Annotated in this window: 7 protein-coding genes; 4 read left to right on the top strand and 3 right to left on the bottom strand. The window is 61.2% G+C overall.

The window, feature by feature from the left end; translation table 11 throughout:
* Positions 1–253: 253 nt before the first annotated feature.
* Complete coding sequence (locus tag ACQKEN_RS16705) at positions 254–721, bottom strand: DUF721 domain-containing protein (RefSeq protein ID WP_427687115.1); 468 nt, start codon at positions 719–721, stop codon at positions 254–256.
* A gap of 319 nt (positions 722–1,040) precedes the next feature.
* Between ACQKEN_RS16705 and secA the strand changes: the two genes are divergently transcribed.
* From secA to ACQKEN_RS16685, 4 genes are all read left to right on the top strand, one after another.
* Positions 1,041–3,791, top strand: a complete 2,751-nt coding sequence (gene secA, locus ACQKEN_RS16700; protein WP_427687113.1) for a preprotein translocase subunit SecA — start codon at positions 1,041–1,043, stop codon at positions 3,789–3,791.
* Between the two features lie 135 nt (positions 3,792–3,926).
* A complete protein-coding gene (argJ, locus tag ACQKEN_RS16695; RefSeq protein ID WP_427687111.1) occupies positions 3,927–5,144 on the top strand; it encodes a bifunctional glutamate N-acetyltransferase/amino-acid acetyltransferase ArgJ in 1,218 nt (405 codons plus the stop codon).
* Positions 5,145–5,182: 38 nt separating this feature from the next.
* Positions 5,183–5,809, top strand: a complete 627-nt coding sequence (locus ACQKEN_RS16690) for a glutathione S-transferase family protein (protein ID WP_074884490.1) — start codon at positions 5,183–5,185, stop codon at positions 5,807–5,809.
* Between the two features lie 2 nt (positions 5,810–5,811).
* Complete coding sequence (locus tag ACQKEN_RS16685) at positions 5,812–6,756, top strand: Nudix family hydrolase (protein ID WP_427687109.1); 945 nt, start codon at positions 5,812–5,814, stop codon at positions 6,754–6,756.
* A gap of 150 nt (positions 6,757–6,906) precedes the next feature.
* Here the strand turns inward: ACQKEN_RS16685 and ACQKEN_RS16680 are convergent, their stop codons facing one another.
* On the bottom strand, positions 6,907–7,485 hold the full coding sequence (locus ACQKEN_RS16680) for a cob(I)yrinic acid a,c-diamide adenosyltransferase (protein WP_427687107.1): 579 nt from the start codon (positions 7,483–7,485) through the stop codon (positions 6,907–6,909).
* 4 nt (positions 7,486–7,489) lie between these two features.
* Positions 7,490–9,538 carry an ATP-binding protein gene (locus tag ACQKEN_RS16675; protein ID WP_427687105.1) on the bottom strand — a complete coding sequence of 683 codons (2,049 nt, stop codon included), beginning with the start codon at positions 9,536–9,538 and terminating at the stop codon, positions 7,490–7,492.
* Positions 9,539–9,593 lie beyond the last annotated feature (55 nt).

Genomic DNA, 9,593 nt, shown 5'->3' with positions numbered 1-9,593 from the left:
CATCAAACCTATTGCGTTTTCTGGTCATGAAAAACTCCTCGATAAATGTATTTTCCACTTATCGAGGTGTCCGGGGAAATTAGACCACTGCAGTAAATGTAGGACCGGCTTTAGCCGGGAAGAGGCCATCGCGGGCGCTGGCATTCTCGGACTTGCCAAAATCACTGATGCTGATCGTGCCCACGCTCCGCGTGGGTATGCATCCTTTGACGCTCCGCGTCACCGCGTAAGCGGGCCACTGTTCCCGCCGAACTCACGATTCCCCAGTCCCTTTGGGCGCCGCATGCGCAGCCAGCCGCTCGAGCGCGGCACGCAGTTTCGGGTCGGTGATGCCTTCCGCTGTTGCGGTGATGGTTTCGGCTGCTGCAACCGACAGATCGCGTGTATGCCCCATCTCAGTCCTGTGGGTTCTTGCGGGCTGTACCTTCAGTTGCAAGCGGGTCAGGTTGGAGAATTCGTTGAATGCCACCAGTTGCCGTTGCAAACGCTTCTGTTGATAGCGCAGCCGAGTGGCCCAGTGGCCGTCGGTGACGATGAGCAGCAATGTGCCTTCGCGCCATGACGCGACGTGACAGTGCTCGCGGGCAGCGGGTTGTAGCTGGCTTTCCAGCAGCCGCTGCAAGTGTGCGAGGCGTTGGGCGTGGTTGAAGATGGCTTTGAGCGGCCGGGCTTCGCGCAGGAGAACAGCCGGTGCGCGCGCCGGTAGGGGACGAAATGCCATGGTGGGGTGCCTTGTGTTGCCAAGGCGTGATCTTAGCAGAATCGGTTGAAGCACCTTTAGGTCAGGCGTTCCGGGTGCAAATGCACGGCGCGATCATGAAAAAACATTAATAAAACTTCTCACCCGCATGGGTTGAAGTCACGGGAAATGACCCTATTGTACTTCTGCCCCGTAACATTGCTGTGCCAGCATCGTGGAATAACGCCACTTTCCTCACCACCATTTCCGGGTAGAATGCTCGTTCGCATGCGGCCATGAGGGCTGCTCGGGCGACTCACGGGGCCGCCCTCCATCCCTATGTGTGGAAGATCCTTTCGATATGTTTGCACCTTTGTTAAAAAAACTTTTCGGAAGCAAGAACGAGCGCGAAGTGAAGCGCATGCTCAAGACGGTCCAGGTCGTCAACAGCTTCGAAGAGCAAATGCTCGCCCTCTCGGACGAACAGCTGCGCGCCAAGACCGACGAGTTGAAGGCCCGCATAGCCAAAGGTGAGACCCTCGACCAGCTCTTGCCCGAAGCCTTCGCGGTCTGCCGCGAGGCGGGTAAACGCGTGATGGGCATGCGTCACTTCGATGTACAGCTGATCGGCGGCATGACACTGCACGAAGGCATGATCGCCGAGATGCGTACCGGTGAGGGTAAGACCCTCGTCGCGACCCTCGCGGTCTACCTCAACGCACTGTCCGGCAAAGGCGTGCACGTGGTCACGGTGAACGACTACCTGGCCCGTCGTGATGCCAACTGGATGCGCCCGCTGTATGAATTCCTCGGTCTGACCGTAGGCGTAGTCACGCCTTTCCAGCCGCCGGAAGAGAAACGCGCCGCCTACGCCTCCGACATCACCTACGGCACCAACAACGAATTCGGTTTCGACTACCTGCGCGATAACATGGCGTTCAGCCTGGAAGACAAATTCCAGCGTGAACTGAATTTCGCCGTGATCGACGAAGTCGACTCGATCCTTATCGACGAAGCCCGTACGCCGCTGATCATCTCCGGCCAGGCCGAAGACAGCTCCAAGCTCTACACCGAAATCAACAAGCTGATCCCCAAGCTCGAGCAGCACATCGAGGAAGTGGAAGGCGTGGTCACCAAACAGGGTCACTTCTCCATTGACGAGAAGTCCCGTCAGGTGGAGCTGAACGAGTCCGGTCACCAGTTCATCGAAGAAATGCTCACCGAAGTCGGCTTGCTGGCTGAAGGCGAGAGCCTGTATTCCGCGCATAACCTCGGTCTCTTGACCCACGTTTATGCCGGTCTGCGTGCCCACAAGCTGTTCCATCGCAACGTCGAGTACATCGTTCAGGACGGCCAGATCCTGCTGGTCGACGAACACACCGGGCGTACCATGCCGGGTCGTCGTCTGTCCGAAGGCCTTCACCAGGCCATCGAAGCGAAGGAAGGCCTGAATATTCAGGCCGAGAGCCAGACCCTGGCCTCGACCACCTTCCAGAACTACTTCCGTCTGTACAACAAGCTGTCCGGCATGACCGGTACGGCGGACACCGAAGCGTTCGAATTCCACCAGATCTACGCCTTGGCCGTGATGGTCATTCCGCCGAACAAGCCGTTGGCGCGCAAAGACTTCAACGACCTCGTGTACCTGACCGCCGAAGAGAAGTACGCGGCGATCATCACCGACATCAAGGCCTGTCTGGCCGAGCAACGTCCGGTGCTGGTGGGTACGGCGACGATCGAAACCTCGGAGCACATGTCCCGGCTGCTGTTGCAGGAAGGCATCGAGCACAAGGTTCTGAACGCCAAGTTCCACGAAAAAGAAGCTGAAATCATCGCCCAGGCCGGTCGTCCGGGTGCGCTGACCATCGCCACCAACATGGCCGGTCGCGGTACTGACATTCTGCTGGGCGGTAACTGGGAAGTTGAAGTGGCCAGCCTGGAATACCCGACCCCTGAGCAGATCGCGCAGATCAAGGCCGACTGGCAGAAGCGCCATCAGCAGGTGATTGAAGCAGGTGGTCTGCACGTCATCGCTTCCGAGCGTCACGAATCCCGCCGTATCGACAACCAGCTGCGTGGTCGTGCCGGTCGCCAGGGTGACACCGGTTCAAGCCGTTTCTACCTGTCGCTGGAAGACAGCCTGATGCGCATCTTCGCCTCTGACCGGGTGAAGAACTTCATGAAGGCGCTGGGCATGCAGTCCGGCGAAGCGATCGAACACCGCATGGTGACCAACGCGATCGAAAAAGCGCAGCGCAAGGTCGAAGGCCGCAACTTCGACATCCGCAAGCAGTTGCTCGAGTTCGACGACGTTTCCAACGAACAGCGCAAAGTGATCTACCACATGCGTAACAGCCTGCTGGCTGCGACCAACATTGGTGACACCATTGCCGAGTTCCGCGAAGAAGTCCTCGACGCCACCATTTCCGCTCACATCCCGCCTCAGTCGTTGCCCGAGCAATGGAACGTCGCGGGTCTGGAAGCTGCGCTGAACAGCGACTTCGGCGTGAAGCTGCCGATCCAGCAGTGGCTCGACGAAGACGATCACCTGAACGAAGACACCCTGCGCCCGAAGTTGATGGAAGCCATTCTGGCGGCCTACAACGAGAAAGAAGATCAGGCCAGTGCCGAGGCGCTGCGTACGTTCGAGAAGCAGATTCTCCTGCGCGTGCTGGACGACTTGTGGAAAGACCACCTGTCGACCATGGATCACCTGCGTCACGGTATTCACCTGCGCGGTTACGCTCAGAAGAACCCGAAGCAGGAATACAAGCGCGAGTCGTTTGCCCTGTTCCAGGAGCTGCTCGATTCGATCAAGCGCGATGCCATTCGTGTGCTGTCCCACGTTCAGGTTCGCCGCGAAGATCCAGCCGAGGAAGAGGCGCGTCTGCGCCGCGAAGCCGAGGAGTTGGCCCAGCGCATGCAGTTCCAGCACGCCGAAGCGCCGGGCCTGGATCAGCCTGACCTGCTCGCCGAAGAGGGTGAAGACGTCGCGGTAGCCGCAGCCGCCGCGCTGTCGCCGGTTCGCAACGACCAGAAGCTGGGTCGCAACGAATTGTGCTGGTGTGGTTCGGGCAAGAAATTCAAGCACTGTCACGGCCAGATCAACTGATTTGTAAGCCGCGACAAGCTTTGGCTGAACTGTAAAATCACGCCGCGACCGGCTCTGCCGTCGCGGCGTTTTTCAATCAATCGAGCCGTGTCGGCGGGGCCGCATGGCGTGACTGTCTTTCAAGGAGCGCACTTCATGGCTGTTGGTCTTGGTCCTTTGCCGACGCTGCACCCGGTTCCCGGTTTTGAACTTGGCATCGCTTCCGCCGGCATCAAGCGCCCGGGGCGCAAAGATGTTGTGGTCATGCGCTGCGCCGAAGGCTCCAGCGTTGCAGGCGTGTTCACCCTGAACGCGTTTTGCGCGGCGCCGGTGATCCTTGCCAAACAGCGTGTTCAAGGCACGGTGCGTTATTTGCTGACCAACACCGGCAACGCCAATGCCGGCACTGGCGAACCAGGCCTGGCTGCCGCCGAGCGCACCTGCGCCAAGCTGGCCGAAATCACCGGGGTCGATGCCAGCGCTGTGCTGCCGTTTTCGACTGGCGTGATCGGCGAGCCGTTGCCCGTCGAGAAGATCGAAGGCGCGCTGCAGGCGGCGCTGGATGATTTGTCCGTCGACAACTGGGCGGCGGCGGCCACCGGGATCATGACCACCGACACGCTGCCGAAGGGCGCGAGCCGTCAGTTCGTGCTTGATGGCGTGACCGTCACCGTGACCGGCATCAGCAAAGGTGCGGGCATGATTCGTCCGAACATGGCGACCATGCTGGGCTACATCGCCACCGACGCCAAGGTGGCGCCGAGCGTGCTGCAGGACCTGATTCGCGACGGCGCCAACAAGTCGTTCAACCGCATCACCATCGATGGCGACACGTCGACCAATGACTGCTGCATGCTGATCGCCACCGGCCAGGCTGACCTGCCCGCTGTCACCGAAGCCAAAGGGCCGCTGTTCGAGGCACTGAAAAAAGCCGTCTTCGAAGTCTGCATGGACGTCGCTCAGGCCATCGTCCGTGACGGCGAGGGCGCGACCAAGTTCGTGACCGTCGAAGTCAACGGCGGCGGCAATCACCAGGAATGCCTGGACGTGGGTTACACCGTGGCGCATTCGCCGTTGATTAAAACCGCGCTGTTCGCGTCGGACCCGAACTGGGGCCGGATCCTGGCGGCCGTGGGTCGCGCGGGCGTGCCGAACCTCGACGTCAGCAAGATCGACGTGTTTCTGGGTGACGTGTGCATCGCCAGCAAAGGCGCCCGCGCCAGCACCTACACTGAAGAGCAAGGCTCGCTGGTGATGGCGCAGGAAGAGATCACTATCCGCATCGAGCTGGGCCGTGGCGATTGCAGCGAAACCATCTGGACCACCGACCTGTCGCACGAATACGTGAAAATCAACGCGGAATACCGCACCTGAGTCACGAGCGAGTCCACCGGTTTCAACGGAGCCAAGACATGAGCCTGCACCTGATCATCGGCGACAAACGTTATTCCTCCTGGTCGTTGCGCCCCTGGCTGGCGCTTGCGCTGACCGGCGAAGCGTTCACCGATCAGGTGATTCGCCTGAATCAGGCCGACACCACGCGGCTGATTCTGGAGCATTCGCCGACCGGTAAAGTCCCTGCGCTGAAGTGCGAGCACGGCACCATCGTCGACTCACTGGCGATTTGTGAGTATCTGGCGGAGCGCTTTCCGAATGCAGGATTGTGGCCAGCTGACGTTGCCGCCCGCGCTCAGGCCCGGTCGGCGTGCGCGCAGATGCACAGCGGTTTTGTCGGACTGCGCTCGCGTTTGCCGATGGACTTGCGTCAGGACGAGGCGCTGGAAATCATTGCGGTCGAAGCTCAGGCAGATATCGAACGCATGGTTGCGCTGTGGCGTGAATGCCGCGCGGTGTCGGGCGTGAGTGAGGGTTTCCTGTTCGGCACGCCGGGCATCGTCGATGCGTTCTTCGCACCGGTCGCCGTGCGTTTTCGTACCTATCACGTCGAGCTGCCAGCGGACGCGGCAGCCTATGTCGAAACGATTTATCAGTGGCCTGAGTTCAAGCGCTGGCAGCAGGCGGGTCTGGAGGAAGGTTGAACGTGAAACGCATCCATGTAGCCGCGGCGGTTATCCGTGGCACCGAGGGCAAGATTCTCATCGCCCGACGCGCCGACAAACAGCATCAGGGCGGCTTGTGGGAGTTTCCCGGCGGCAAGGTGGAGGCCGATGAATCGGTCGAAGCCGCGCTGTCCCGCGAGCTGCATGAAGAGCTCGGCATCGTGGTCACGGCGGCGCGTCCGCTGATCCAGATCATGCACGACTATCCGGATAAGCAGGTGTTGCTGGACGTGTGGGAAGTTTCGTCGTTTACCGGCGAGCCCCACGGTGTTGAAGGGCAACCGCTGGCCTGGGTGTCGCAGCGGGAACTGGCCGAGTACGAGTTTCCGGCAGCGAATCGGCCGATCGTGGCCGCTGCGCGTTTGCCGGGTGAATACCTGGTTACCCCGGACAATCTGGAAACGCCGGAGCTGCTGCGCGGCATACGCACCGCGGTGGCTGGCGGCATCAAGCTGGTTCAGCTGCGTGCGCCGAACATGTACGACCCGAAATACCGTGACGTGGCGGTTGACGCGGTCGGGCTGTGCGCGGGCAAGGCGCAGTTGATGCTCAAAGGGCCGCGCGAATGGCTGGGTGACTTTCCGGCGGCGGGCTGGCACCTGACCAGCGAACAGCTGCGCAAATACGCCAGCAAGGGTCGGCCGTTTCCTGAAGACCGCTGGCTGGCGGCTTCATGCCATGACGCTGAAGAGTTGAGTCTGGCCGAGCAGATGGGCGTGGATTTCGTCACGCTCTCGCCGGTGTTGCCGACGCAAAGCCATCCTGACGCACAGCCGCTAGGCTGGGACAAAGCCCGCGAATTGATCGAGGGTTTCAGCAAGCCCGTTTATTTGCTGGGCGGGGTAGGGCCGACGGATCGCCAGCAGGCGTGGGAATGTGGTGCGCAGGGCGTGGCGGGGATCAGAGCGTTCTGGCCGCAGAGTTAACAACACCGTTAACCCTGTAGGAGCCGGCTTGCTGGCGAACGCGGTGAGTCAGCGAAATCGATGCCACAGGCTGATCGCGTTCGCGGGCAAGCTCCTACAGAAGCGGCGTCCATCTTCAGCAGTGAATCCGACTGGCACCGTTCTGTGTGGTCACTGCGGCTTCTTCGCAGGCTCCCACAGTATCTCCGCCACCCCCTCACGCCGGGCAATGATCCGCGCCGCCACAAACAGCAGGTCCGACAGCCGATTGATGTACGCCAGCCCGAACCCTGCCAGTGGCTCGACCGCGTTCAGGTGCTGACAGCGTCGCTCCGCCGTGCGCGCCAGGCTCCGGCAAACGTGGGCCTGGGCGATCAGCGTCGAGCCGCCCGGCAGAATGAAATTCTCCAGCGGCCCCAGCTCTTCATTCCAGTGATCGATCGCCGTTTCCAGACGCTCGATCTCCGCCGCATTCAACGCCTGGTATTCCGGCATCGCCAGCTCGCCGCCCAGGTCGAACAACCGATGCTGACAGGGCGCCAATACGTCGATGACTTCCTGCAGCGCCGGATGGGTCGCGACTGCTGCCGTCAGGCCGGCCAGCAACACGCCGACCTCACTGTTCAGCGAATCAACTTCCCCGATGGCCTCGACCCGCGGGTGGTCCTTCGGCACCCGACGGCCGTCGCCCAAACCCGTTTCGCCGGTGTCACCCGTGCGCGTGTAAATTTTCGACAAGCGAAATCCCATGGCTCTACTCCCGGTCGTACTGACCAATGACCTGTGGTGCAGGCATATCTATCGAATTGTCCACCAGCGGCAGACGCAAAGTGAAACAGGTGCCCTGGCCGAGGGTGGAATGAACTTCCATCTGGCCTTTGTGGTTGTTGGTGATAATGAAATACGACACCGATAACCCGAGTCCGGTGCCCTGGCCGATTTCCTTGGTAGTGAAGAACGGCTCGAAGGTGCGCTTGCGCACGCTTTCCGGCATGCCGATGCCGTTGTCCTCTACCTGGATTTCCGCCCACGGCGGGTTCAGGCGCGTGCGCAAAATGATGCGCCCCGGCTCGCCGGGATTTTCGCGCTGGTGAATGGCCTGAGCAGCGTTCTTCAGCAGGTTGAGCAGCACTTGCTCCAGTTCGTTGGCCGTCGCCGGCACCGGGCCGAGGTCAGGATCGAACTGGCGAATGATGTTCTGGCCCTTGAAGTCAAAACCGATGGTGAGGTCGAAGTCGTTGCTGGCGATCTCCACGGCTTGATCGATCAGTGCCGGCAGATCACAGGGCGCCAGCTGACGGTTGCTGCGCCGGCTGAAGCTGAGCATGTGGCTGACGATCTTCGCCGCTCGCGCCCCGGCCGACTGAATGCCGTCCAGCAGCTGCGGCACTTCCCGGGCGATCAGGTACTGATTCACCGCCGCCAGCTGAATGCCTTCCTGCTGAGCCTGTTCCAGATTCTTCGGCAAATCGGGCGACAGCCGACGGCGAATGTTCTGCACGTTGTGCATGATCGCGCCGAGGGGGTTGTTGATCTCGTGGGCCATGCCGGCGGCAAGTCCACCGACCGAGAGCATTTTCTCCGACTGAACCATCATTTCCTCCAGCGACAGTCGCTGGGTGATGTCATCGATGCGGATCACCGCGCCACGGCCGGCATCGCCGGTAAGAGGGTAGAAGGTGAGGGCGTAATGACGCGACTCCTCGCCCTTGACCCAAGTGACGCGCTCGATCTTGGTGACGGTGTGACGCTCGACGGTCTGCTTGATCTGCGGCAGGAACGCGCGCATCGGCGGGAACGCCGAGTAGATGGGCTGGTTGAGCGCTTCGTCCAGCGGCGTGCCGGACAGGGCGCCGGCCTCCTGATTCCACTGGGTGACGTACAGCTGCTCGTCCAGGGCGATCAGCGCCGACGGCATGGAGTCGATGATGCTGTTGAGGTAATTCTGAAAACCCGTGAGCTTCTTCTCGATCTTGCTGCGCACCTGAACTTCCAGCTCCAGCTTGCGGTTGGTGTGACGGGTTTCTTCCGCCAGACCCTGGGCCTGATCGTAGGCTTCCTGGGAATCATCACGGGCGCGTCTGAGCTGCTGCTCACGGGCTTCCATGCGCGAGAGCATGGTGTTGAACGCCTCGGCCAGCGAGCCGATTTCGTCTTTGTTGCCGGGCGTCGCCCGCAGCGCGTAGTTCTCCTCGCGGGTGACTCGCCGCGACAGGTCTTCCAGCTGGTAGATCGGCTCGGTGATAAAGCGCCGAATCTGCCGGGCAACGCCGGCCCAGAGCAGGATGCTAAAAATGAGGATGCCGAGGCTGGCGGTCAGCGTGCCGGTGTAGAACGCCGTCGGCAATTCGCTGCTGGCGACCAGCAACAGATGCCCCTGTGCTTGCCCGGCTTTGGGAATGGGGATGACCTGAGTGTTGCGAAACTCGGTCATGCGCCAGCTCTCCAGATCCCGGTAGTGGTCGGGCATGCGCAGCTTGTCGCCTTGCTGCATCTGCGCCAGACGCGTACCGCTGCTGTCGTACACCGCCGCCGCGCGCAACGGGCCGTAGTTTTTCAGTTCCTTGAGCAGCGCCTGGGCGTTGGAGGTCGAGGACAGGGCTTGTTCGGAGAGCCCGGGATTGCTGATCAGCCGACCGATCGTCTGCAATGCCTGGGGCGCCATCGCTTCCTGAGAGATGTAATAGGCGGCGCTGATGAAGGTCAGGTTGGCAACCACCAGCACAGTGGTGAGCAACACCAGCAAGGCGGCCAGGAGTTTCTGACCGACCGGCAGGTTTTCGAGGCGCTGGCGCAATGGCATGGGGCAGGTCACCGGAATGAGGAGCGGGCAGGTTAGCGCTGTTCCGCCCGCGAGC

Origin of the sequence: Pseudomonas sp. NPDC078416, from assembly GCF_050268485.1 — a bacterium.
GTDB lineage: Bacteria > Pseudomonadota > Gammaproteobacteria > Pseudomonadales > Pseudomonadaceae > Aquipseudomonas.
Note: the sequence above shows the minus strand (reverse complement) of the source record. Positions and strands in the feature narration are given on the sequence as shown.

Excerpts from the sequence above, each read along its gene's own strand:
- ACQKEN_RS16705 (WP_427687115.1), bottom strand. The coding sequence starts at position 721 with ATGGCATTTCGTCCCCTACCGGCGCGCGCACCGGCTGTTCTCCTGCGC.
- secA (WP_427687113.1), top strand. The coding sequence starts at position 1,041 with ATGTTTGCACCTTTGTTAAAAAAACTTTTCGGAAGCAAGAACGAGCGC.
- argJ (WP_427687111.1), top strand. The coding sequence starts at position 3,927 with ATGGCTGTTGGTCTTGGTCCTTTGCCGACGCTGCACCCGGTTCCCGGT.
- ACQKEN_RS16690 (WP_074884490.1), top strand. The coding sequence starts at position 5,183 with ATGAGCCTGCACCTGATCATCGGCGACAAACGTTATTCCTCCTGGTCG.
- ACQKEN_RS16680 (WP_427687107.1), bottom strand. The coding sequence starts at position 7,485 with ATGGGATTTCGCTTGTCGAAAATTTACACGCGCACGGGTGACACCGGC.
- ACQKEN_RS16675 (WP_427687105.1), bottom strand. The coding sequence starts at position 9,538 with ATGCCATTGCGCCAGCGCCTCGAAAACCTGCCGGTCGGTCAGAAACTC.